This is a genomic window from Rhodococcus sp. C1 (assembly GCF_020809065.1).
GTDB lineage: Bacteria > Actinomycetota > Actinomycetes > Mycobacteriales > Mycobacteriaceae > Rhodococcus_F > Rhodococcus_F qingshengii.
Map to the genome: position 1 here is coordinate 2833327 of NZ_CP078080.1, position 22375 is coordinate 2855701.

The 22375-nt window shown below is 63.2% G+C and carries 25 protein-coding genes; 18 read left to right on the plus strand and 7 right to left on the minus strand.

Annotated features, from left to right (window positions below; genetic code table 11):
- The first annotated feature begins 27 nt into the window (after positions 1-27).
- The 5 genes from dapA to KTR60_RS13115 all read left to right on the plus strand — a co-directional run bounded on the left by dapA (position 28) and on the right by KTR60_RS13115 (position 7548).
- Positions 28-933, plus strand: a complete 906-nt coding sequence (gene dapA, locus KTR60_RS13095; protein WP_003942142.1) for a 4-hydroxy-tetrahydrodipicolinate synthase — start codon at positions 28-30, stop codon at positions 931-933.
- A complete protein-coding gene (locus tag KTR60_RS13100) occupies positions 934-2943 on the plus strand; it encodes a ribonuclease J (protein ID WP_003942231.1) in 2010 nt (669 codons plus the stop codon).
- Between the two features lie 59 nt (positions 2944-3002).
- Positions 3003-3626, plus strand: coding sequence for a TIGR03085 family metal-binding protein (locus tag KTR60_RS13105; RefSeq protein ID WP_007735153.1), 624 nt, complete (start codon positions 3003-3005; stop codon positions 3624-3626).
- Between the two features lie 124 nt (positions 3627-3750).
- The gene (locus KTR60_RS13110) at positions 3751-6522 is read left to right on the plus strand and encodes a DNA translocase FtsK (protein ID WP_081604874.1); all 2772 of its coding nucleotides are present in this window, start codon (positions 3751-3753) and stop codon (positions 6520-6522) included.
- Between the two features lie 45 nt (positions 6523-6567).
- Positions 6568-7548, plus strand: coding sequence for a TerC family protein (locus KTR60_RS13115; protein ID WP_019748181.1), 981 nt, complete (start codon positions 6568-6570; stop codon positions 7546-7548).
- 16 nt (positions 7549-7564) lie between these two features.
- On the opposite strand, the gene KTR60_RS13120 is transcribed toward KTR60_RS13115, so the two are convergent.
- Complete coding sequence (locus tag KTR60_RS13120; RefSeq protein WP_003942124.1) at positions 7565-7849, minus strand: YciI family protein; 285 nt, start codon at positions 7847-7849, stop codon at positions 7565-7567.
- Positions 7850-7907: 58 nt separating this feature from the next.
- Positions 7908-8432 (minus strand): amino-acid N-acetyltransferase, encoded by a 525-nt coding sequence (locus KTR60_RS13125; protein ID WP_007735157.1) that lies wholly within the window; start codon positions 8430-8432, stop codon positions 7908-7910.
- A gap of 120 nt (positions 8433-8552) precedes the next feature.
- Between KTR60_RS13125 and pgsA the strand changes: the two genes are divergently transcribed.
- The 5 genes from pgsA (at position 8553) to pspM (ending at position 12005) form a co-directional block, all read left to right on the plus strand.
- Positions 8553-9194, plus strand: coding sequence for a CDP-diacylglycerol--glycerol-3-phosphate 3-phosphatidyltransferase (gene pgsA, locus KTR60_RS13130; protein ID WP_003942125.1), 642 nt, complete (start codon positions 8553-8555; stop codon positions 9192-9194).
- Positions 9191-9688 (plus strand): CinA family protein, encoded by a 498-nt coding sequence (locus tag KTR60_RS13135; protein WP_003942100.1) that lies wholly within the window; start codon positions 9191-9193, stop codon positions 9686-9688. Before pgsA ends, KTR60_RS13135 begins: the two co-directional genes overlap by 4 nt.
- A gap of 90 nt (positions 9689-9778) precedes the next feature.
- Entirely contained in the window at positions 9779-10159 is a 381-nt protein-coding gene (locus tag KTR60_RS13140; protein WP_003942191.1) for a helix-turn-helix domain-containing protein, read from the plus strand.
- A 156-nt stretch (positions 10160-10315) separates the two neighbouring features.
- The gene (pspA, locus tag KTR60_RS13145) at positions 10316-11128 is read left to right on the plus strand and encodes a phage shock protein PspA (protein WP_003942098.1); all 813 of its coding nucleotides are present in this window, start codon (positions 10316-10318) and stop codon (positions 11126-11128) included.
- Between the two features lie 31 nt (positions 11129-11159).
- On the plus strand, positions 11160-12005 hold the full coding sequence (gene pspM / locus KTR60_RS13150; protein WP_228402215.1) for a phage shock envelope stress response protein PspM: 846 nt from the start codon (positions 11160-11162) through the stop codon (positions 12003-12005).
- A 39-nt stretch (positions 12006-12044) separates the two neighbouring features.
- On the opposite strand, the gene KTR60_RS13155 is transcribed toward pspM, so the two are convergent.
- The 3 genes from KTR60_RS13155 to KTR60_RS13165 are packed head-to-tail and all read right to left on the minus strand — an operon-like array spanning position 12045 to position 13930.
- Entirely contained in the window at positions 12045-12650 is a 606-nt protein-coding gene (locus tag KTR60_RS13155) for an energy-coupling factor transporter transmembrane component T family protein (RefSeq protein ID WP_007735160.1), read from the minus strand.
- A complete protein-coding gene (locus tag KTR60_RS13160) occupies positions 12647-13327 on the minus strand; it encodes an energy-coupling factor ABC transporter ATP-binding protein (protein ID WP_007735161.1) in 681 nt (226 codons plus the stop codon). Before KTR60_RS13160 ends, KTR60_RS13155 begins: the two co-directional genes overlap by 4 nt.
- A 6-nt stretch (positions 13328-13333) precedes the next feature.
- Positions 13334-13930 carry a biotin transporter BioY gene (locus KTR60_RS13165; protein ID WP_007735162.1) on the minus strand — a complete coding sequence of 199 codons (597 nt, stop codon included), beginning with the start codon at positions 13928-13930 and terminating at the stop codon, positions 13334-13336.
- A gap of 237 nt (positions 13931-14167) precedes the next feature.
- On the opposite strand from KTR60_RS13165, the gene KTR60_RS13170 reads away from it, so the two are divergent.
- The 8 genes from KTR60_RS13170 (at position 14168) to recX (ending at position 20661) form a co-directional block, all read left to right on the plus strand.
- On the plus strand, positions 14168-14344 hold the full coding sequence (locus KTR60_RS13170; protein ID WP_003942133.1) for a hypothetical protein: 177 nt from the start codon (positions 14168-14170) through the stop codon (positions 14342-14344).
- A 17-nt stretch (positions 14345-14361) separates the two neighbouring features.
- Positions 14362-15075 carry a PIG-L deacetylase family protein gene (locus KTR60_RS13175; protein ID WP_007735164.1) on the plus strand — a complete coding sequence of 238 codons (714 nt, stop codon included), beginning with the start codon at positions 14362-14364 and terminating at the stop codon, positions 15073-15075.
- Between the two features lie 73 nt (positions 15076-15148).
- Entirely contained in the window at positions 15149-15787 is a 639-nt protein-coding gene (locus tag KTR60_RS13180; RefSeq protein ID WP_007735165.1) for a TetR/AcrR family transcriptional regulator, read from the plus strand.
- A gap of 2 nt (positions 15788-15789) precedes the next feature.
- Positions 15790-17325 (plus strand): glycerol-3-phosphate dehydrogenase/oxidase, encoded by a 1536-nt coding sequence (locus tag KTR60_RS13185; protein WP_007735166.1) that lies wholly within the window; start codon positions 15790-15792, stop codon positions 17323-17325.
- Positions 17326-17337: 12 nt separating this feature from the next.
- Positions 17338-18501: a glycosyltransferase gene (locus KTR60_RS13190; protein WP_228402216.1), complete on the plus strand. Its 1164-nt coding sequence runs from the start codon at positions 17338-17340 to the stop codon at positions 18499-18501.
- A 52-nt stretch (positions 18502-18553) separates the two neighbouring features.
- The gene (locus KTR60_RS13195; protein ID WP_007735169.1) at positions 18554-18748 is read left to right on the plus strand and encodes a DUF3046 domain-containing protein; all 195 of its coding nucleotides are present in this window, start codon (positions 18554-18556) and stop codon (positions 18746-18748) included.
- A gap of 288 nt (positions 18749-19036) precedes the next feature.
- Complete coding sequence (gene recA, locus KTR60_RS13200; protein WP_007735170.1) at positions 19037-20074, plus strand: recombinase RecA; 1038 nt, start codon at positions 19037-19039, stop codon at positions 20072-20074.
- 8 nt (positions 20075-20082) lie between these two features.
- On the plus strand, positions 20083-20661 hold the full coding sequence (recX, locus tag KTR60_RS13205) for a recombination regulator RecX (RefSeq protein ID WP_007735171.1): 579 nt from the start codon (positions 20083-20085) through the stop codon (positions 20659-20661).
- Positions 20662-20776: 115 nt separating this feature from the next.
- Here recX and KTR60_RS13210 read toward each other — a convergent pair whose 3' ends face one another.
- Positions 20777-21673: an amino acid ABC transporter permease gene (locus KTR60_RS13210; RefSeq protein ID WP_007735172.1), complete on the minus strand. Its 897-nt coding sequence runs from the start codon at positions 21671-21673 to the stop codon at positions 20777-20779.
- A complete protein-coding gene (locus tag KTR60_RS13215; protein ID WP_003942105.1) occupies positions 21670-22350 on the minus strand; it encodes an amino acid ABC transporter permease in 681 nt (226 codons plus the stop codon). The genes KTR60_RS13210 and KTR60_RS13215 overlap by 4 nt, the downstream gene beginning before the upstream one ends.
- Positions 22351-22375: the final 25 nt, after the last annotated feature.

Consider the following 22375-nt stretch of genomic DNA (forward strand, 5'->3'; position numbering starts at 1 on the left):
AGAGCTGAACCGGGTAACCTTCTGACCATGACCTACGGTGATTCCGCTTCTCTTGTCGAGCGTCCGTTCGGCACCATTTCCGTTGCGATGGTGACCCCGTTCACTGCCGACGGGAAGTTGGACGTCGACGCGGGAGTGCGCCTCGCAGCCCATCTCGTCGACAACGGCTGTGACGGCCTCGTTCTTGCCGGTACCACCGGTGAATCTCCCACCACCACCGAGTCCGAGAAGCTCGACCTGCTCCGCGCAGTGATCGACGCCGTCGGTAACCGCGCGAAGATCGTTGCAGGCGCCGGCAGCAACGACACCGCTCACAGCGTCGAACTCGCACGTGACGCGGCTCGCGCCGGAGCGCACGGTCTGCTCGTCGTCACCCCGTATTACTCACGTCCGCCCCAGGCCGGACTGTTTGCACACTTCACCGCCGTCGCCAACGCGACCGACCTGCCCGTCATGTTGTACGACATTCCGCCCCGCTCCGTCGTTCCCATCGAGACCGAGACGATCCGCCGACTCGCCGAGCACCCGCGAATCAAGGCCGTCAAGGACGCCAAGGGCGACCTCAACGCCGGCGCAGAGTTGATCGGCACCACCGAGCTCCAGTTCTTCTCCGGCGACGACCCGCTGAATCTGCCGTGGCTCGCTGTGGGCGCCACCGGCTTCGTCAGCGTCATCGGCCATCTTGTTCCGGGTCGTCTCCGCGACCTTCACACCGCGTTCGTGTCCGGCGATATCGCCCGCGCGCGCGAGATAAACCTCAGTTTGATCCCTGTGATTCGTTCCGTTGCCCGCCTCGGCGGTGTCAGCGCTTCGAAGGCGGGTCTGCGACTCATCGGAATCGATGTCGGAGAACCACGCCTTCCGCAGGTTGCACCCACTAAAGAGCAGATCGACGGTCTTGCCGCCGATCTGCATGCGGCAGGAGTTTTGTAAATGACCCGTCCCCCCCGACGTCGTAGTGCCAGTCGTCAAGCCGGTCCGCCTTCGCCTCCGGCTCCCGAAACGGCCGCAAAGGCCGCACCGGTAGAGGCACCAGCTGCGCCGGCGGCAGAAGCGGCCCCCGCCGCAGCCGCCCCGCCCAAGAAGGCCGCAGCAACCAAATCTGCAGCAACCAAGTCCGCTGCCACCAAATCTGCTGCACCCAAGAAGTCGACCGAAGACAGGTCGCCGCGCAAATCTTCCGGCGGTAACCGACCGGCAGCATCGAAGTCGGGCAACGGGCGCGGAAACAAGCGCCCCGAGAACCGTCCGGCCGTCGATCCCACGGGTCGCCTCGGAACACCCCCGAAGGCGCCGGCATCGGGTCTGCGCATCGTCGCGCTGGGCGGCATCGGCGAAATCGGTCGCAACATGACGGTGTTCGAGCACCGTGGCAAGTTGCTGATCGTCGACTGCGGTGTGCTGTTCCCCGAGGACCAGCAGCCTGGCGTCGACCTGATCCTCCCGGACTTCCGCTACATCGAAGACCGTATGGACGACGTCGAAGCCGTCATCTTGACTCACGGACACGAGGACCACATCGGTGCTCTGCCGTTCTTGCTGCGTCTGCGCGCGGACATTCCGGTCATCGGCGCGAAGTTCACTCTCGCTCTCGTTGCCGCCAAGTGCCGCGAGCATCGCCTGCGTCCGAACCTGGTCGAGGTCGTCGAGGGAAACACCACCACCCATGGCCCGTTCGACTGCGAGTACTTCGCGGTCAACCACTCGATTCCCGACGCTCTCGCGATCGCGATTCGCACCGACGCCGGCGTCGTACTGCACACCGGTGACATCAAGCTCGATCAGCTGCCTCTCGACGGCCGCCTGACCGACCTCGCCGGATTCTCCCGCCTGGGCGACGAGGGCGTCGACCTGTTCCTCGTCGACTCGACGAACGCCGAGGTTCCGGGATTCGTCACACCCGAGCGCGAAATCGGGGGAGTGCTCGACAATGTCATCGGCAAGGCGAAGCAGCGCGTCATCGTGGCATCGTTCGCCAGCCATGTGCATCGCATCCAGCAGGTCGTCGACGTAGCCGCTCGGTACAACCGCCGCATCGTCTTCGTCGGCCGCTCGATGGTCCGCAACATGCAGATCGCCCAGGATCTGGGCTACCTGACGGTGCCCGACGGCCTCGTCGTAGACATCGACACCGCCGCCACCCTTCCCGACGATCGCCTGGTGCTCATTTCGACGGGTTCGCAGGGTGAGCCGTTGGCAGCGCTCTCGCGGATGGCGCGCGGCGAACACCGTCAGATCAACATCCGCGCCAACGACCTTGTCGTTCTCGCGTCTTCGCTGATCCCGGGCAACGAGAACTCCGTTTTTGCCGTGGTCAACGGTTTGGCCAAGCGCGGTGCCACCGTCGTGACCCAGCAGAGCGCCAAGGTTCACGTCTCGGGCCACGCGTCCGCCGGTGAGTTGCTCTACCTGTACAACGCGGTTCGGCCCACCAATGCCATGCCCGTCCACGGTGAATGGCGGCACCTGCGTGCCAACGCCGCGCTGGCAAAGGCAACCGGCGTGCCGGAAGAGCGCATCGTATTGGCCGAGGACGGCGTCGTGGTCGACATGGTGGACGGCCTCGCCGAGATCGTCGGACGCGTACCGGTCGGACACGTCTACGTCGACGGTCTGTCCGTCGGCGACGTCGGTGAGCCGACGCTGTCCGATCGCCTCGTGCTCGGTGAGGGCGGCTTCATCGCGATCACCATCGTCATCAACGAGTCGACGGGCCGTGCGGTCAGCACCCCCGAGGTGTCCGGTCGCGGCTTCTCCGACGATCCGACAGCGCTCAAGGCTGCCGCGGATCTCGTGGAATCGGACCTGGCCCGGTTGGCGAGCGAAGGCGTCATCGACGCTCATCGCATCGCGCAGTCGGTGCGCCGCGTCGTCGGACGTTGGGTCGCGGACAAGTACCGCCGCCGTCCGATGATCATTCCGACGGTCATCGCGGTTCCGTAGATTCGGCACAGCAGGTCGCTTCCGCTCGAACCCGGTCCGGTTCGAGTACTTTGGCGAAGGTGACCTTCGCTCATGACGAACGACTCGCCCTGGTGGACAGCATGGTCGAATTCGGCCCCGATGCTCCGACACTGTGTGGGGAGTGGACCAATCGTGACCTGGCAGCACATCTGATAGTCCGGGAGCGGCGTCTCGACGCCGCTCCCGGAATCATGTTGAGCCCTCTTGCCGGTCACACCGAGAGCGTGCGTAAGGCCGCAGCGGCGCGTCCGTGGGAGGAGATCCTCGACGACGTTCGGAGTGGGCCGCCTCGGTGGTCGCCGATGTACTGGCTCGACGCGCAGGTAAATACCACGGAAATGTTCATCCACCACGAAGATGTACGACGCGCACATCTGAACTGGGCGCCGCGTCCGTTGTCGGAGGGTCGGCAGGCTCAGCTGTGGAAGTACGCCCGGCAGATCGGCAAGATGGGTTACCGCAAAGCCGCTGTCGAGGTCATTTTCGAACTTCCGTCCGGCGAGAGTGCGGTCGTCCACAAATCCGGCTCTCGCAGTGTTGTCCTGCAGGGTGAACCCGCCGAGTTACTGCTGCACGCTTTCGGTCGCAACGAGGTGAAGATCGAAGCCAAGGGCGAACTGGCCGACGTTCAATCCGTGATGGCGCTCGATCGCAGTTTCTGATGGCCGCCTTCTACCGGAGTGGAGCTCGACAGACGCGTTGTGAAGATCACGTTTCGCACTCGCCACCAGTGTTGCTGGTGTTGCGGATGGTCCAGATGGGGTCGCACAGACTAGCCTGAACTCCATGGCAGGTAAGTCGAGCGCCCGGGGATCCAGTACAAGCACGTCTACGTCCAGGGCATCGACCAGGTCGTCAGCCTCTACTCCGAGCACGCGCGCAACCGCAAAACCTCGTGCCTCGCGCACCACGCGAACTGTATCGACTCCTCGAAATGTCACGACTTCGGCCAGGGCTGGTGGGCGCCCCGCGTCGGGCAAAGGCTCCAAGCCGGCGCCCAAGAAGGCGTCCGGTACGTCGTCGGCCGCGCGCCGCCCGGTATCGAAAACCTCTCAGCGGGCCAGCCCGTTGGCCGCTGTGGGCAAGGGAATCGGAGCCGGGTGGTCCCTGGCTGCCCGCGGCGTCGGCGCCACCACACGCACCGTCAGTAAGGTCGGTGAGATCGAAGCCGGCCACCGCCGCGACGGAATAGCGCTCGGCCTGATCGCATTCAGCGTCGTCATCGCCGGTGGCGTCTGGTTCAAGGCCGGTGGTCCGATCGGCGGCGGCATCGACACCCTCGTGCGGGCGATCTTCGGCGCGGCCTCGGCCGTGCTCCCCATCGTCGGCGTCGGCCTCGCGATCCTGTTGATGCGCACCGAACCGAAACCTGAGATCCGGCCCCGACTGATCATGGGATCCTTGCTGGTCGGTCTGCCGGCGCTCGGCCTCTGGCACATCATCTCGGGTTCACCGACAGACGCCACCGGTCGCTCCAACGGCGCAGGGTTTGTCGGATACGTCGTGGGCGGCCCGCTCACCAACGGGCTCACCGTCTGGCTGTCTGCGCCGCTGCTGGTCATCGCCGCCGGATTCGGAATCCTCCTTCTGACCGGAACCACGCTGCGTGAGGTGCCGAGCAAGTTCCAGTCCTTCTTCGGTGCCTCGTATCGCTCGGACGAATACGGCGACTACGGATCCGAATTCGACGAGGACGGCGAGCACCACTACGGCGAATCTGCTTACGATCCTTCACTGTTCGACGCCGACGGCTACCCGGTCGACACCTACGCCGAGCCACCGCTCAAGCCCGCCAAGCGGACCAGTCGACGCGCACCGATCGACAACTACCCGACGGACGAGTTCGAGTCGGGCGACAAGAAGACCGAAGTCCTCGGCCTGTGGAACGCCGACGACACAGCAGTACCCGACGAGCCCGTCGCGGCTGCGGCAGCGCCCGTGGTGGAGACTCCGGCGCCGCGCCCCAAGGTGCCTGCGCGTTCGGTCCCCATCGCCAAGCCCGTGCCGAAACCCGAACCGGAGCCGGAGGAGAAGGAACACTTCGTCACCGATCGGGTCACCGACGGCGACTACAACCTCCCGCCGACGACGTTGCTGATCGAGGGAGACCCGCCCAAGCTCCGCAGTTCTGCGAACGACGCGATGATCGAGGCGATCAGCGAAGTCCTCGAACAGTTCAAGATCGATGCCGCTGTTACCGGTTTCACCCGCGGACCGACGGTGACGCGCTACGAGGTCGAACTCGGCCCAGGCGTGAAGGTCGAGAAGATCACCGCGCTCGCCCGCAACATCGCGTACGCCGTGGCAACCGACAACGTCCGCCTCCTGGCCCCCATTCCGGGTAAGTCCGCGGTGGGTATCGAGGTACCGAACTCCGACCGCGAAATGGTCCGCCTCGCCGACGTTTTGAACGCGCCGAGCACTCGACGCGATCACCATCCGCTGGTGATCGGTCTGGGTAAGGACATCGAAGGTGACTTCGTCAGTGCGAACCTCGCGAAGATGCCCCACCTGCTGGTGGCAGGTTCGACCGGCTCGGGTAAGTCGAGCTTCGTGAACTCGATGCTCGTGTCACTGCTGACCCGGGCGACACCGGAAGAAGTACGGATGATCCTCATCGACCCCAAGATGGTCGAGCTCACGCCGTACGAAGGTATCCCGCACCTGATCACGCCGATCATCACTCAGCCGAAGAAGGCAGCGGCAGCGCTGGCCTGGTTGGTCGAGGAGATGGAACAGCGCTACCAGGACATGCAGGCCAACCGGGTGCGTCATATCGACGACTTCAACTCCAAGGTCAAGTCCGGCGAAATCACCGCCCCGCTGGGCAGCGAGCGCGTCTACCGTCCGTACCCCTACATCCTGGCGATCGTGGACGAGCTGGCAGACCTCATGATGACCGCGCCGCGCGACGTCGAAGAAGCAATCGTCCGCATCACGCAGAAAGCCCGTGCTGCCGGTATCCACCTGGTGCTGGCAACGCAGCGCCCGTCCGTCGACGTCGTCACCGGCCTGATCAAGACCAACGTGCCCTCGCGTCTGGCGTTCGCGACGTCTTCACTGACGGACTCGCGAGTCATCCTCGATCAGCCCGGCGCCGAGAAGCTCATCGGTATGGGTGACGGCCTCTTCCTGCCCATGGGCGCGGGTAAGCCGACCCGTATGCAGGGCGCGTTCATCACCGACGAGGAAATCTCGGCGGTTGTCGACTTCGCGAAAAATCAGGCCGAGCCCGAGTACACCGAAGGTGTCACCGCACAGAAGGCAGGGGAGAAGAAAGACGTCGACCCCGACATCGGCGACGACATGGATGTCCTCCTGCAGGCCGTGGAATTGGTCATCACGAGTCAATTCGGTTCGACGTCGATGTTGCAGCGCAAGCTACGAGTCGGGTTCGCCAAGGCCGGCAGACTGATGGACCTCATGGAAAACCGCGGCGTCGTCGGACCCAGCGAGGGCTCGAAGGCACGCGAGGTGCTCATGAAGCCCGAGGAGCTCGACGGTCTGCTGTGGTCGATACGCGGCGGCGACCCGGATGAGGCACCTGCAGACGAGTAGGGACACCTCGGCGGAGAAGCCGTCGACAGACGACCGGAGGAACCCGTGCATGTGACGCCGTTGGCTTGGGGAATCACGATCGTGGTGATCCTCGGCCTGTTCGTCTTCGACTTCTTCGCCCACGTCCGCACTCCGCATGCGCCGACCTTCCGGGAGTCCGCATTCTGGTCGACGGTCTACATTTCGATCGCCATCGTCTTCGGCCTCGTCGTGATGTGGATCTGGGGCACCACGTACGGCGGTGAGTACTTCGCCGGCTACGTCACGGAGAAGGCGCTCTCGGTCGACAATCTGTTCGTCTTCGTGATCATCATGTCGACGTTCGCCGTCCCGCGAGAGTTCCAGCAGAAAGTCCTGCTGATCGGTATCGTCCTCGCATTGGTGATGCGCGGAATCTTCATCGGAGTCGGTGCGGCCGCCATCAATGCGTACAGCTGGGTGTTCTACCTCTTCGGTGCGTTCCTGATCTACACCGCGTACACCCTGATCCGCGATCACGGGCATGAGAAGGAAGCCGAGGAGAAGCGCGACAGTCGCATCATCTCACTCGTGAAGCGGGTGCTGCCGACAACCGAGGAATACGACGGGGACAAACTGATCACCCGGATCGACGGCAAGCGCGTCGTGACACCGTTGTTGTTGGCGCTCATCGCAATCGGGTTTGCCGACGTGCTCTTCGCGCTCGATTCGATTCCGGCGATCTACGGTCTGACCCAGGAACCGTATCTGGTGTTCACCGCCAACGCCTTCGCGCTGATGGGTCTACGGCAGCTGTACTTCCTGATCGGTGGGTTGCTCGAACGGCTGGTCTATCTCTCGTACGGGCTCTCGATAATCCTGGCGTTCATCGGTGTGAAATTGGTACTTCACGCGTTGCACGAGAACACCCTCTCGTTCGTCAACGGAGGTGAACACGTCTCCGTCCCGGAAATCTCCACGGCACTCTCACTCGGAGTGATCATCGGAGTATTGGCGGTGACGACGGTCGCGAGCCTGTTGAAGACTCGCGACCGGGCGGGGGAGTAAGCCGGGGCCGGGGCTCTCAGGCGCTGAACTGACCCAACACCGGAACCCACTCGGTGATCCGGACCTTCTCGATCAAATCGGCGATCGCGAACGGATCGTGGGTGAAGAGGAGGGAAACGGTGTCGGCGTCTGCGGCGTCGACGATGATCAGCGCGCCGTTTCCATCTGCAAACGGGCCGGATGACAAGACGATCGAGCGGGAAACCAGATCCGCGAGCCACGCGCGGTGATCGCTACGGACTTCGTCGCGCTGAGCGTTCTTCTCGGGCGCGTAGGTGTATTCGACGAGGAACAACGACATCGTGAACCGCTTTCGGGGCTGGTGATCGAGATGGTGGTGTGTGAAGAGTCTGAACGGTTCAGAGAGTCAGGAGCATGCGAGTATTGCCGAGTGTGTTGGGTTTCACATAGCTCAGATCGAGGAACTCGGCGACGCCGGCGTCGTAGGACCGACACATTTCCGCATAGACCTCGGCGGTGACGGGGGTGCCGTCGATCTCTGCGAATCCGTGACGGTGGAAGAACTCGGTCTCGAACGTCAAAACGAACAACCGTTCCAACTCCAATTCCTTGGCGACCTCGATGAGTTTGTCGACGACGTGGAAACCTGCGCCCTGGCCTTTGGCAGTCGGATCGACTGCGACGGTGCGGATCTCACCCAGGTCCGCCCACAGCACATGCAGTGCGCCGCAAGCGATTACCTGGCCGCCTCGCTCGGCGACCCAGAACTCCTGGACTGCCTCGTACAGCGTCACGAGATTCTTCTCGAGGAGGATCTTGCCGGCGTAGATGTCGATCAGACGCTTGATTTCGGGGATGTCCGACGTTCGCGCGCGACGCACGATCAACTGGCTCTCGGTATAGGTCGGCGCGGTCGAAGTCATGTGGTGCACATTAGTCAATGGCCCTACCGATATTCTAAGTCGCGTGCCTGTCCGCCCCACGCAATTCCCGCGCCGCTCGGCTTTGTCCCGGGTTCGGCTCACCGCCTGTGCGGTGATCCGATGAGTACCCCGCGCGATCAGACCGACGCCCATCGCGCCGCCGTCGGCCCGTCCGACGGCACACCTGTCGCGGACAACCCGGTTCCGTTGCTGAACATCGCGAACATTCTCACGATGGTCCGAATGGTTCTCGTTCCGGTTTTTCTCGTTGTTCTGTTCGTCGACGGCGGACACTCGACGTGGTGGCGTCTCGGGGCAATGGGCGTGTTCATCGTCGCCGCGATCACGGATCGGATCGACGGCCAATTGGCTCGGAAGTACGGTCTGGTCACCGATTTCGGCAAACTCATGGACCCGATCGCGGACAAGGCACTGATCGGCGCCGCGCTGATCGGTCTTTCGGTTCTCGGTGACCTGTCGTGGTGGGTGACCGGAGTGATCATCGCCAGAGAACTCGGAATCACGCTGTTGCGGTTCGCGGTACTGCGGCACGCGGTCATCCCGGCGGGCAAGGGCGGCAAGCTCAAGACCCTCGTGCAGGCCGTCGCGATCGGGTTCTACCTCTGCCCGCTGCCGAGCAGTTGGGACATCGTCAGCGGATTGCTGATGGCTGCTGCCGTCGTGCTGACGGTGGCGACGGGAATCGAATACATCGTGCAGGCGATCAGGCTTCGCGCCGGAGTTCGCGCAGTCGAGTCATGACGGACCCGCTGCTCGCACTCGGAGTGGTCGAACTCGTCGACGCCCTTGGCGCCGCGAGGCAGACTGTCGCCGCCGCCGAATCTCTGACGGCTGGCTTGTTCACGGCTGCGGTCGCGTCCGTGCCAGGGTCGAGCGCGGTGCTGCGTGGGGGCCTGGTCGTGTATGCGACCGACCTGAAAGCGACGCTGGCGGGCGTGGATCCCGAGCGTCTGGCAACGGACGGCCCCGTGTCCGAGAGCACCGCCGTGGCATTGGCGCTCGGCGCCCGGACGAGGTGCGGCGCCGACTGGGGTATCGGACTGACCGGAGTCGCCGGTCCGAGTGAGCAGGACGGACACCCGGTCGGAACGGTGTTTCTCGGTATCGCCGGCCCGGACGGAACCGAATGCGTACCGCTCGCGCTCGGCGGCGAACGGTGGGAGATTCGGACAACCGCAGTCGCAACTGCCGTGTCGCGGTTACGTGATCGTGTCGCAGAGCGTGCGGCACGATAGGCTCGGGAACCAATCGGATGTGTTCGGACGTTGACGATTGTGAAGACGTACGACCATGCACGATGAGGTCACGGATGAAGGAGGAGCGAGATGGCGCTGCTATTGCGTGAGGCAATCGGTGACAGTCTCCGGCGTACGCGCGTTTCGCAGAGCCGCACGCTACGTGAGGTGTCGAACAGCGCGCGTGTGAGCTTGGGCTATCTGTCCGAAGTGGAACGTGGACGTAAGGAAGCATCGAGCGAACTGTTGGCGGCGATCTGTGATGCGCTCGCAGTCCCACTGTCCGACGTGCTGGTCGACGTGAGCGAGACCCTGGCCACGAAGAAGAGCGCTCCGGTAGCTGGTCGACAGGTCGCCGAACCCGCCGTGTCGGCTTCCGGTTCGGTCTCGGCTTCCGGTTCGCCGACAATCGCACGCGATACCCGCGTCGTGATTCCGGCACCGAACGCTCGAAGGTTGGCGGCGGCGTAGCCACTACCGGCCGTAACCGATAGATTTTGTACGTAACCGCCGGTTTCCAGCAGGTGGGGTCAGAGCAGATAGGGCGCAGCCCTTGTTTCGGTGCGCGACGGTCGCGCTCCGGGTCGCGTTCGGCGCGGCGCATCAGATGGAGGCAGGATCAAACCAATGGCTAATCCTTTCGTCAAGGGCTGGAAGTACCTGATGGCGCTCTTCAATTCGAAGATCGATGAGAAGGCAGATCCAAAGGTTCAGATTCAGCAGGCGATCGAGGACGCACAGCGCCAGCATCAGGCGTTGTCCCAGCAGGCTGCGTCGGTGATCGGTAATCAGCGTCAACTCGAGATGAAGCTCAGCCGTCAACTCGACGAGGTCGAAAAGCTCAACGCCAACGCGCGCCAGGCCGTCAACCTCGCCGATCAGGCCGCTGCTGCCGGCGACAACGACAAGGCGATCCAGTACACCAACGCTGCCGAAGCTTTTGCGGCCCAGTTGGTGACGGCCGAGCAGGGCGTTGAAGATCTGAAGGCACTGCACGACCAGTCCTTGCAGGCCGCCGCTCAGGCCAAGAAGGCTGTCGAGCAGAACGCGATGACTCTGCAGGCAAAGGTTGCCGAGCGCACCAAGCTGCTCAGCCAGCTCGAGCAGGCCAAGATGCAGGAGCGCGTGAGCGAGTCCCTCCGGTCCATGGACAGCACGCTGTCGGCTCCCGGCAACACACCCAGCCTCGATGCTGTGCGCGACAAGATCGAGCGGCGTTACGCCGACGCACTCGGCTCTGCCGAGCTCGCCCAGAACTCCGTTCAAGGCCGCATGATGGAGGTCCAGCAGGCCTCGGTCCAGATGGCAGGGCACAGTCGCCTCGAGCAGATTCGGGCTTCCATGAAGGGCGAGGCACTGCCTTCCGGCGGCGCAGCTGCCACTCCTGCGACTCCGTCCGTCGAGAAGCAGCCCCCGGCTGCCGGTCAGACCGGGCAGTAGCCGAATCCTCGATGTCGGCAGTGATGCTCTGATGTTTTCTTCACGAGACGGTCGACCTGGGCGCGAGCCCCGGTCGGCCGTTCCCGTTTCCGTATCCGGCGCTTTCGGAGCCTTGGGACGCACCGCGGATACATTGCGCGAGGTCGGGCTTTCGGCGGCGGATGCCGCTCGGCGGTGGCAGGACCCGCGGGCCAAATTCGAGCGCAAGCGTGCCCGTGCGCGCCGACGCGCTCAGCGTTGGGGTTTCATGTCCGGCGGATCCGTGGTCGGCACGGCCGGCCTCGCCGTCGCGTCGGCTCCCGAGTGGTCGGTGGTCGTGGCAGGCGGGGGAGCGGCACTGTTCGCGGTTCCCGCCGTCATCGCGGTCGGCCGTTACCGTTCGATGAGTTCCGGCCCACCGCCGTCGGCGCCGATTCGCCGGCGCTTGCCACCGTCGTCGTCTCGCGCGTTCATCCCGATGTCTCGCCTCATCGGCGCCGAGACTTCGTTGTTCGAGATCTTGAGTGTGCTCAGGCGCGCCGACACCATCGACCCCGGTGAGTTGAACGAAATCACTGTTACCGCCGATTCGGCATTGAGAGCGATGTTCGCGGTGTCTTCGGATGTCGTCGCGATGGAACGCGCTGTGGCCGCTACACCCAAGGTGACCGAACCTCTTGATCCCACCATTGACGGCGCAGTTCGTGAGTTGCAGTCGGGGTTGGATCAGTACGAGGATCTGGTGACCTCCGCAGCTGCATTGACAGCGCCTCACAGCCCTTCGGCTCTGGTGGGATTCAACCGAGAACTCTCGGCGCTGCACGCGGCCGCCGAGCGACTCTCGGCGCTTGCCGACGCCATCGGTGAGGTGGACGACATCACCCGCAAGTACAACTGATCGGTCCTCGCGCCTGATCGATGCACCCTGTTCGAAATCTCAGTCGTCGGCGCCGCGGGCCGCCAATGCTTCACCCATTGCGTCCGCGGTCATCAGGGTGCCGACGATGACCGGAACTGCGAAGGATCGCAGCGAGAATCCGAGCCCTCGCGCCTTGCGTGCCTCGGACACCTGTGTGATGACCTCGAACATCAGCGGGATGCACCGGATCGTCATTGCGAGGAGCAAAGCGATCCGTTCGGGATTGACGCCGAAGCGTCGCAAGGGTGTCAGGAACCGGGTGATCGCGTCGAGCATCTCGGAGATCCGTGTGGTCAGACCCATGATCGCCGCGAAGGCGATCGAAATGATCAGAACCCCGCACACGACGGCCGCTCGCTGCCATCCCGCGACTACCAGCTGGAACGCCCCGATGAAGAGCAACATCCACAGCGCCGGACGCAGCTGCCGGATCGCAGTCATCGGAGGAATGCGCGCAACCGCGTACAGGGCCACAACGACGATCGTGGGAGCTGCCAGTTGCCACGGCTCGCGCACGAAGATCGAGACGGCGAGGATGGCCACGACCAAGGCGAAGAGCTTGATCCCCGTCGGCATCCGGTGCAGGAGTGAGCGGCCCGGACGGTAGACGCCGAGAGTGGTCACGAGACCAACGACCGGTAGTGATCGATGGAGTCGGCGGGGGAGCCGTCAGCGACGACGCGGCCTTGGTCGACGACCAACACCCGTTCGAAGGATTCGAGGAGATCGAGTTGGTGGGTCACGACGATCAGTTGCTGATCGAGTGACTCGAATACCGAGCTGATCAGCCGAGAGTTGCGAAGATCGAGGAGCGTGGTGGGCTCGTCGGCGACGAGTACGTTCGGTTCCGTCACCATGATGGCCGCGAGCGCGAGTAGCTGCTTCTGCCCGCCCGAAAGCTGGTGGGTGGGATGGTCGGCGTGCCCGGCGAGGCCGTAGCGTTCGAGCACCGAGGCCACCTTTGCGGCGCGCTCGGCTTTGCCCAATCCGCTACGGCGGAGCGAGAATTCGATGTCCTCGGCAACCGTCGGCATCACGATCTGGTGGTTGGGATCGGTGAAGACGAATCCGACCTGCTTGCGTACGTCGCGGCCCTTCTTCGCCGTGTCCAAGCCGTTGACGTGGACGTGTCCTTCCGTCGGAACGACCAGTCCGTTGATCATGCGAGCGAGCGTCGACTTGCCGCTTCCGTTCGCACCCACGATCCCGATTCGCTGCTCGCTCAGTCGCAGATCTATCTGCTGAAGGACCGTTCGTTCACCGAAGCTGTGTCCGACGTTCTCGAAGACGATCTCACTCATCGGAGATTAATTCGCCACCACGGTCTTGTTCGACGAGATCACCGAGTCGCGCAGTAGTGCCGGGTATGCCCGGTGAACCTGGGACGCGACCAACGCGGTGACGACCGCTTTTGCGGCGTCGAGCGGGATGAAGGCGGCGTTGGCCGACCATGCGGCAACGAAGCTCATGTGTCCGCGGACCATCATTCCTACGATGCCGAACGCGTAGAGAACGACGACGCCGCCGAGAAGGTTGATGCCGATGCCCGCGATGATCCGGTACTTGGGCAGCATCTTGGCGGTCAGCCATCCGATGACAAACGCCGTCGGGATCCAACCGATGAGGAATCCGGCTGTCGGGCTCGAGAGAGACACGAGTGCGGTGCGACCGCCGGCAAGGACCGGTAGACCGACCAATCCCAGAGCAATGACCGTCAGGACGGCGAGAACACCCTTGCGCGGTCCGAGTAGAGCGCCGGCCATCATGACGCCCATGGACTGAAGGGTGATCGGCACGCCGGAAATGCCGATGTTGATCGACCCGGGTAGGCCCAGCGCGATGATGAGTGCGGCGAAGACGGCTACATGCGCGAGATCGCGAGCGGGGAAACGGGTCGTAGACACTGCGGACGTGCTCCTTCGGCATACGGGATCGAACTTCGCGAGTTTACGCCAGGAGCAAGCTCCCATGGGTTGGACACCTGACCTGCGTGAGGGCCGGTCTCGGGGTGAACCCTGATCTTTACCTGAACTTGCCGCTGAGCTGCTGCTTTGTCACGCCAGACCTGTCAGGCTGGTTCTACGGACGACGCAGCACCTGTCCGATTCGACTGATTATTCAACGGCACGTTGGAGGTAAGCATGTTTTGGAAGATCGTTTTGGCCGTCGTACTGGTGTGGGTCGCTCTCGCGGTGGTCGGTGCCCTGATCAAGGGGCTTTTCTGGGTTCTGGTGGTCGGCGCTGTCGGCTTCGGAATCTACTTCCTGGTGAAGGCGATGTCGGGAAGTGACGACAATTCGCCCGCTTCGCGGTTCTGACGGGCAAGATCTGCCCTATGGAAAACTTCCCCGAGGACTGGCAGCGCGCGATTGTCATCGTGGCGCATCCCGATGACATCGAATACGGCGCAGCCGCAGCAGTGGCGCAGTGGACCGATCGCGGCAAAGACGTGCGATATGTCCTGGCCACGCGCGGCGAGGCCGGAATCGCCGGTCTGTCGCCCGAAGAGTCCGGCCCGATCCGCGAGGAAGAAGAGCGTCGCTCGGCCGCGATCGTCGGTGTCGGTGAGGTGGAGTTCCTCGGCCTGCCCGACGGTCGTCTCGTGGAAGGCTTGGAGTTGCGCTCGACTCTCGCCGCAGCAATTCGCCGCCACCGTCCGGAATTGGTGGTGACGATGAACTTCTCCCACACCTGGGGCCCCGGCTATCTGAACAGCGCAGATCACCGTGCACTCGGGATCAGCGTTCTCGACGCAACTGCCGACGCAGCGAACGAATGGATCTTTCCCTCATTGACAGCGCAGGGACTGGCGCCGTGGTCCGGTGTTCGGTGGGTTGCGGTCAATACGATGACTCCCACACACTGCGTCGACGTGACGTCGACGGTCGATCGCGCCGTGGATTCGCTCGCGGAACATGCGCGATATCTGGCGGCGCTGAGTTCCACGCCGATCCGGGAACAGGCGCGCGCACAGATCGACATGGTCAGCGGACCGAAGCCTGGTTTCGACGCCGAGCGAGCAGTTGGTTTCGAGTTGTACTATTTCTGATGATCTCTGAGCGAGAGAAATTGCAAGTCCCGACGGGATTACCGGTGACTTGTCCGGTATTGTGTTACACACGATGGTAATCCGTAACGCAGATGACTCAATTGCCCCTCGCAAGGCAGATGGTCAGCGCATCCCCAGCCGCGAGATCGACGACGTGATTCTCGACGCAGCAAGGTCGTGTGTCCTCGATTTCGGAATGCAGCGAACCACACTTGCCGAGATCTCGCGTCGGGCCGGCGTGAGCCGACCGACGGTCTACCGGCGATGGCCGGACACGCGAGCTGTCGTCGCGGACCTGCTCACCCGGGAGATTCGATCGGTGCTGCCCGAGGTGACCTTCACCGGGTCTGCGGCCACATTGCTCGTGGAAGCGATCGGTGACGTCGTCGGCCAGATTCGCGACCATCCGCTCTTCGTGAAAATTCGGCAAGCCGATCAAGAATTGCTGACGACCTACATCGTGGACCGGCTCGGCGCGAGCCAGAAGTCGATTCTCGAGCTGATCACATCCGTTGTCGCGGCCGGCCAACAGGATGGTTCGATTCGCGAGGGAAGCGTCAACGAGATCGCGGCGATGGTTCTACTGATGGCTCAGTCCGTCGTCATTTCTGCCCCGACTCTCGAGCCGGAGCTTTCCTCCGATGCGTCGGTCGAGCAACTTCGATATGCCGTCGCTGCTTATCTGGCACCCGTCAAGAATTCGGGAGAATAGCTGTGAGCCCCCTAGATTCAGCAGGCAGCGATTCAGCGCTCAACGCACAACGGCGTACTCGTGAACTCGAGCAGTTGGCGAACGGCGATTCGGTCGACGTCCTGGTGATCGGCGGCGGAATCACCGGTGTCGGTGTCGCTCTCGACGCCGTGACTCGTGGGCTCAGTGTTGCGCTGGTCGAAAAGCACGACCTCGCGTTCGGCACCAGCCGCTGGAGTTCGAAACTCGCACACGGCGGCCTTCGGTACCTGGCTTCCGGCAATGTCGGTATAGCGCGTGAAAGTGCGGTCGAGCGCGGCATTCTCATGACGCGCACCGCGCCGCACCTCGTTCGCGCCATGCCTCAACTCGTACCGCTGTTGCCCGAAACGTCGTTCTTCGGGAAGGCCCTGGTGCGTACCGGTTTCCTGGCTGGTGACGCTCTGCGCATGTCGGCGCGAACCCCGGCTTCGGTACTGCCCAGATCACGGACGGTCAGCGCTGCTCGAGCGCGCGAATTGGCTCCCGCGGTCAAGCGGGAAAACCTACGAGGCGCCTTGACCGCGTTCGACGGGCAGCTCATCGACGACGCCCGCCTCGTCGTCGGTATCGCCCGAACCGCAGCGTCGCACGGCGCGCGAATCCTGACTCGCGTCGGTGCATACGACGTATCCGGAACGTCGGCCACCTTGCGTGACGAGTTGACCGGATCCGAGTTCTTGATGCGTGCCCGCGTCGTGATCAATGCGACCGGTGTCTGGGCTGATCAGGTCGACTCCAGCATCACCCTGCGCCCCAGCCGCGGGACGCACCTGGTGCTCGATGCAGCGCGATTGGGGAACCCCACGGCAGCGCTGACCGTCCCGATTCCCGGCGAGACCAACCGTTTCGTCTTCGCCCTGCCCGCGCAGCTCGGCCGGATCTACCTCGGGTTGACCGACGAAGCAGCGCCGGGACCGGTGCCTGACGTACCGACGGCGTCCGAGGACGAGATCGGCTTCCTGCTCGACACCGTGAACACGGCGTTGGAAGCTCCGCTGACCCGTGGGGACGTCTTGGGGACCTTCGCGGGTCTGCGTCCGCTGCTGGACACCGGTGAAGGCTCGACGGCCGACCTCTCGCGCAATCACGCTGTAGTCCGTTCGGACTCGGGCTTGGTCACGGTGGTAGGCGGAAAACTCACGACGTACCGCAAGATGGCCGAAGACGCCGTCGACGCTGCGGTCGAGGTCGGGTCGCTGAGCGCCGGGGCATGTCGGACACGCGCGTTGCCGCTGGTAGGCGCTGCATCACCGGCGGAATTGAAGAAGATCAAGGCACCCGCGTCATTGGTGGCGCGATACGGCACCGAGGCCGAGGTCGTTGCCGCGGCGAGCGGCGATCGTCTCCGGTCGGTTGCGGACTTGGAGATCTGCGGTGCCGAGTTCGATTTCGCGGTGTCGCATGAAGGCGCCCTCGACGTCGACGACGTCCTCGATCGCAGGACGAGAATCGGATTGGTGGTTTCGGATCGCGAACGCGCACTGGGTGCGGCGGAACAGGCCTTTCACTCGGTGTGACACTCTGATCCGGTGCGTGTAGCCGTTGTTGCCGGGCCGGACCCGGGTCATGCTTTTCCCGCAATAGCGTTGTCGCTGGCGTTGATCCAGGCCGGCGACGAACCGATCCTGTACACGGGGACCCGGTGGGTCGAGGCAGCGCGAGCAGCCGGCGTGGAAGCCGAGCCGCTCAAGGGCTTGGCCCCGCGGCCGGGAGACGACGATCTTGATGCAGGTGCTCGGATTCATTCGCGCGCCGCCTATATTTCCACCGAACTGCTTCCCGACCTGAAGTCCGTCTCCCCGGATCTCGTCGTTTCCGACATCCTCACTGCCGGAGGCGGATTGGCCGCCGAAAGACTTGGCATCCCCTGGGTGGAACTCTCGCCTCACCCGCTGTACTCACCTTCACGGGGGTTGCCGCCGATCGGCAGTGGGCTCGCGCCCGGCGTCGGAATTCGTGGTCGACTCCGCGATACCCTGATGCGCGCAGCGACGGGACGTTCGATCAAGCAAGGGTTGGCCCAGCGATCCCAGGCCCGTGTCGGTGTCGGACTGCCCGCTCTGGATCCCGGTCCGCAAGCGCGGCTGATCGCAACACTTCCGGCACTCGAAGTGCCTCGCCCCGACTGGCCGGAGCGCGCTCACGTCGTCGGACCGCTTCTGTGGGAGCCGACCGAGGTGATTCTGGATCCACCGCCAGGTGACGAACCGCTGGTTATGGTGGCGCCCTCCACGGCGCACACCGGCGCAGTGGGAATGTTCGAGGGCACGGTCGAAGGACTCGGCGGAGCCGGTGTGCGGCTGATCGCGTCGATGCTCGACGGAGCCGAAGGCGAGCATCCCGATTGGGTTCGTGCAGGTCTCGGACGCCAGGACGCGATGCTGCGTGACGCGTCGGTGTTGGTGTGCGGCGGCGGGCACGGCATGTTGGCGAAGGCCTTGCTGGCCGGCGTGCCGACGGTCGTCGTTCCCGGGGGTGGGGACCAGTGGGAGTTGGCCAATCGCGCTGCGCGGGCAGGGACGTCGGTGATCGTGCGGCCCGCAGATGCCCGCTCGATTCGCGATGCCGTACTGCAGGTGCTCTCCGACAAACGATTTGCGGAAGCTGCGATGTCCGCTGCCGCGACTGCGTCGCAGGTCACCGATCCGGTGGCGGTGTGCCGAGAGGTGGTCAACGGCGGTGTGACGGCGTGAGCATGTTGCGCCTGAATGCAGGTGCACCGCTCTGTGGACTACGGTGGCGGCTGTGCGGTTGACCGAATTTCATGAAATGGTGCGCGAAGAGTTCGGACAGGTACGAGGCGACTCGATGCTGATCGACCATGTACTCCAGAGTCTCGACGGAATGACTGCCGCGGAGGCCGTCGAAGCAGGCTGGGAGCCTCGCGCGGTGTGGCGTGCGCTCTGTGTGGAGTTCGACGTACCACCCGCCCGCCGCTGATTCTTCGGCGTGTCGAACGTCTCCCATCTTCTGTTCGAACACGTGTTCGTCTATGCTGAACCTGTTCGGTGGTGACGCTCCTTTGGCAACTGCGAACTTTCGATGTTCTACAAACGCGGTGACCTACAAACGCGGTGATCGACAAGCGCTAAAGCAAGATCGAAAAGTCTGTCGGTGGCCGGATCTACTCTGATCGCAACACACCAACAGGGTCGGCTCAGGCAGGCGCTGAAGAGACGGAGTCTGCTCAGGCAGGCACTGAAGACTGAAACAAGGATGGGGATCACGATGGCACCACAGGCACCTGATCGGGACAAGGCACTCGACCTCGCGTTGGCGCAGATCGACAAGAACTTCGGCAAGGGTTCGGTGATGCGCCTGGGTGAGGGTGTCCGCCAGCCCATCGCCGTCATTCCCACCGGTTCCATCGCGCTCGACGTCGCGCTGGGTATCGGCGGACTGCCGCGTGGCCGCGTCATCGAGATCTACGGCCCGGAGTCCTCGGGTAAGACCACCGTGGCACTGCACGCAGTTGCCAATGCTCAGGCCAACGGCGGCATCGCGGCGTTCATCGATGCGGAGCACGCACTCGATCCCGACTATGCAGCCAAGCTGGGCGTCGATACCGATGCACTCCTGGTCTCACAGCCGGACACGGGTGAGCAGGCCCTCGAAATCACCGACATGCTGATCCGTTCAGGCGCCCTCGACATCGTCGTGATCGACTCCGTGGCCGCTCTTGTTCCTCGCGCCGAGATCGAAGGCGAGATGGGTGACAGCCACGTCGGTTTGCAGGCTCGACTGATGAGCCAGGCGCTGCGCAAGATCACCGGTGCCATGAACAACTCGGGCACCACCGTCATCTTCATCAACCAGCTTCGCGAGAAGATCGGTGTGATGTTCGGTTCTCCCGAAACCACCACCGGTGGTAAGGCACTGAAGTTCTACGCTTCGGTCCGCCTCGACATCCGTCGTATCGAAACTCTCAAGGACGGTACCGACGCAGTGGGTAACCGCACTCGCGTCAAGGTCGTCAAGAACAAGGTCGCGCCGCCGTTCAAGCAGGCCGAGTTCGATATTCTCTACGGCCAGGGCATCAGCAAGGAAGGCTCGCTCATCGACATGGGTGTCGAGCACGGGTTCATCCGCAAGTCCGGCTCCTGGTACACCTACGAAGGTGACCAGTTGGGTCAGGGCAAGGAAAATGCTCGTAAGTTCTTGCTGGAGAACACCGATATCCGCGACGAGATCGAGAAGAAGATCAAGGAAAAGCTCGGTATCGGTGCTGACGTCACTGCAACCGACGAAGCTCCCGCCGACTTCTGAGTTCAGTCATGAGCTTCGACGACGGTGACAACGGCGAGAATGCTCGTGAAGAGTACGGCGCTCCTCGGCGTCGATCCCGTCAACGATCCGAGAAGCCGTCGCAACGCGCAGAAGGTGGGACGGAGGCGCAGGCCAAAGATGCTTGCCTGCGCCTCCTGACCGACCGGGCGCGCAGCCGCTCCGAACTGGAAACCAAGCTGAGCGGACGCGGCTTCGAACCCGAGATCATTACCAAGGTCCTCGATCGACTCCAGGAAATCGGGTTGATCGACGACGCAGACTTCGCGAACCAGTGGGTTCATTCGCGGCATACGTACTCGGGCAAGGGAAAGCGTGCGCTTGCAGTCGAGTTGCGGCTCAAAGGAATCGACCAGGACACCGCTTCCGAAGCGTTGTCACAGATCGATCCGGAAGATGAACGCGAGCGAGCAGCGGAGCTGGTTCGGCGGAAGCTGAAGAACAAGCCCGTCGATGATCGCGACAAGGTCACGCGTCGACTGGTCTCGATGCTGGCACGCAAGGGATATTCAGCTGGGATGTCGTACGAGGTGGTCAAAGCCGAGATGGCGGCGGTCACCGACTCGTAGCGAAGTGCAGCATTCAGAACAACAGGGCGGGGGTACCACCGAAATTCGGTGGTACCCCCGCCCTGTTGTGTATTCACGCTAACGCGGCTGGATTCGACTCACGGCTCCATCTGATTCACGGCTTGGTCAGGTCCATACCCGGAACCGAAACAGCTGGGTCGGCGGACGGAGCCGCGATGGGGCCCTTGCCCTTTCGCTTCCCGGACCGCAGGCGCTTCTCCACCTTGGTTGCCAGGAAGGTCAGAGCCGAGTTGAGAGCGATCATGATCGCGGCGACCACGATGAGCGCCGGCAGGAAGTTTCCGTAGAAGGTGCCGAGCTGTTGGGCCTGACGCACCAGCTCGACATATCCGATCAGGTAACCGAGGGCGGAGTCCTTCAACGCCACGACCATCTGTGAAATCAGGGCCGGGAGCATGGCGGTAACTGCCTGGGGGAGCAGGATCGTCACCATGATCTGCGTCTTGCGCATACCAAGTGCCTTGGCGGCCTCACTTTGCCCTCGTGGGAGTGAGTTGATTCCGGCACGGACGATCTCGGCGATCACAGAACCGTTGTACAGAGTCAGACCCACGACGACTGCCGCGAGTGCGAGGTACTTGGACTTGAAGACCTCGTATTCGGCGAACACCTGATACGAGAAGATCATCAGAATCAGAACCGGTACTGCTCGGAACAATTCGACGATGACGCCGCAAATCTTCCGAATGATGTTGTGCTCGGAGAGTCGGCCGATACCCAGTGCAGAACCGAGGATGAGCGCGAAGACGATGGACATCGCAGCCGCGATCAGCGTTCCCCGGATGCCGGGTATCAGATACGTTGTCCACGACGTGGATTCGAGGAACGGATCCCACTTCGCTGCTGTCAGCTGGCCCTTTTCGTCGAGTGCGCGGTAGATGACGTAACCGATTGCGACCATGAGTGCAGCGACGACAAGGGACGCGAATCGGTAGAGATTTCGCGCTCTCGGACCTGGCGCGTCGTAGAGGACTGTTGCGCGGTTGCTCATCGTGAAACCTCGAATCGCTTGCTCAGCTTGCCGAAGATCAAGCCCATGGGAAGTGTCAGGATCACGAAACCGACAGCGAAGATTCCACCGACGACAAAGATCGCCGCTTCGTTTTCGATCATCTTCTTCATCAGCGCTGACGCTTCGGATACGCCGATCACCGCGGCGATGGTCGAGTTCTTGGTCAGTGCGATCAGCACGCTACCCAGCGGTGCTGTGACCGCGCGAAATGCCTGAGGCAGGACGATCAGCCGAAGATTTTGTGCAAACGACAGACCGAGTGATCGGCCCGCTTCGGCCTGGCCGACCGGAACGGTATTGATTCCCGATCGAAGTGACTCACACACGAACGCGGCGGTGTAGACACTGAGGCCGAGGACGGCGAGTCGGAAGTTGTTGTCCACCAGAAAAGTCGGCGAATCCGACTTGGCGAGGTTGACTCCGAGCGTCTGCGAAAGACCGAACAGACAGAACAACAGAATCAGTGTGAGGGGGGTATTGCGGAACACGGTCACGTACGCGGCGCCCAGGAATCGGGCGACCGGGACCGGTGACACGCGCATCGCCGCGATCAGCACACCGATGATGACAGCGCCGATCGCGGAGAAAAATGTCAGCTGGATCGTGGTCCAGAAGGCTTCCAGAAGCTGGTCGCCGTACTTGCTCAGAAGGTTCACTTGCCGTCTCCCCAGATCACGGGAT

Bases quoted from the DNA above. Each gene is read 5' to 3' on its own strand.
- KTR60_RS13120 (WP_003942124.1), bottom strand. From the start codon at position 7,849: ATGTCGTTGTTCCTCGTCGAATACACCTACGCGCCCGAGAAGAACGCT.
- KTR60_RS13125 (WP_007735157.1), bottom strand. From the start codon at position 8,432: ATGACTTCGACCGCGCCGACCTATACCGAGAGCCAGTTGATCGTGCGT.
- KTR60_RS13110 (WP_081604874.1), top strand. From the start codon at position 3,751: ATGGCAGGTAAGTCGAGCGCCCGGGGATCCAGTACAAGCACGTCTACG.
- recX (WP_007735171.1), top strand. From the start codon at position 20,083: ATGAGCTTCGACGACGGTGACAACGGCGAGAATGCTCGTGAAGAGTAC.
- pspA (WP_003942098.1), top strand. From the start codon at position 10,316: ATGGCTAATCCTTTCGTCAAGGGCTGGAAGTACCTGATGGCGCTCTTC.
- recA (WP_007735170.1), top strand. From the start codon at position 19,037: ATGGCACCACAGGCACCTGATCGGGACAAGGCACTCGACCTCGCGTTG.
- KTR60_RS13175 (WP_007735164.1), top strand. From the start codon at position 14,362: ATGGAAAACTTCCCCGAGGACTGGCAGCGCGCGATTGTCATCGTGGCG.
- KTR60_RS13210 (WP_007735172.1), bottom strand. From the start codon at position 21,673: ATGAGCAACCGCGCAACAGTCCTCTACGACGCGCCAGGTCCGAGAGCG.
- KTR60_RS13170 (WP_003942133.1), top strand. From the start codon at position 14,168: ATGTTTTGGAAGATCGTTTTGGCCGTCGTACTGGTGTGGGTCGCTCTC.
- dapA (WP_003942142.1), top strand. From the start codon at position 28: ATGACCTACGGTGATTCCGCTTCTCTTGTCGAGCGTCCGTTCGGCACC.
- pgsA (WP_003942125.1), top strand. From the start codon at position 8,553: ATGAGTACCCCGCGCGATCAGACCGACGCCCATCGCGCCGCCGTCGGC.
- KTR60_RS13140 (WP_003942191.1), top strand. From the start codon at position 9,779: ATGGCGCTGCTATTGCGTGAGGCAATCGGTGACAGTCTCCGGCGTACG.
- KTR60_RS13180 (WP_007735165.1), top strand. From the start codon at position 15,149: ATGGTAATCCGTAACGCAGATGACTCAATTGCCCCTCGCAAGGCAGAT.
- KTR60_RS13160 (WP_007735161.1), bottom strand. From the start codon at position 13,327: ATGAGTGAGATCGTCTTCGAGAACGTCGGACACAGCTTCGGTGAACGA.
- KTR60_RS13135 (WP_003942100.1), top strand. From the start codon at position 9,191: ATGACGGACCCGCTGCTCGCACTCGGAGTGGTCGAACTCGTCGACGCC.
- KTR60_RS13100 (WP_003942231.1), top strand. From the start codon at position 934: ATGACCCGTCCCCCCCGACGTCGTAGTGCCAGTCGTCAAGCCGGTCCG.
- pspM (WP_228402215.1), top strand. From the start codon at position 11,160: ATGTTTTCTTCACGAGACGGTCGACCTGGGCGCGAGCCCCGGTCGGCC.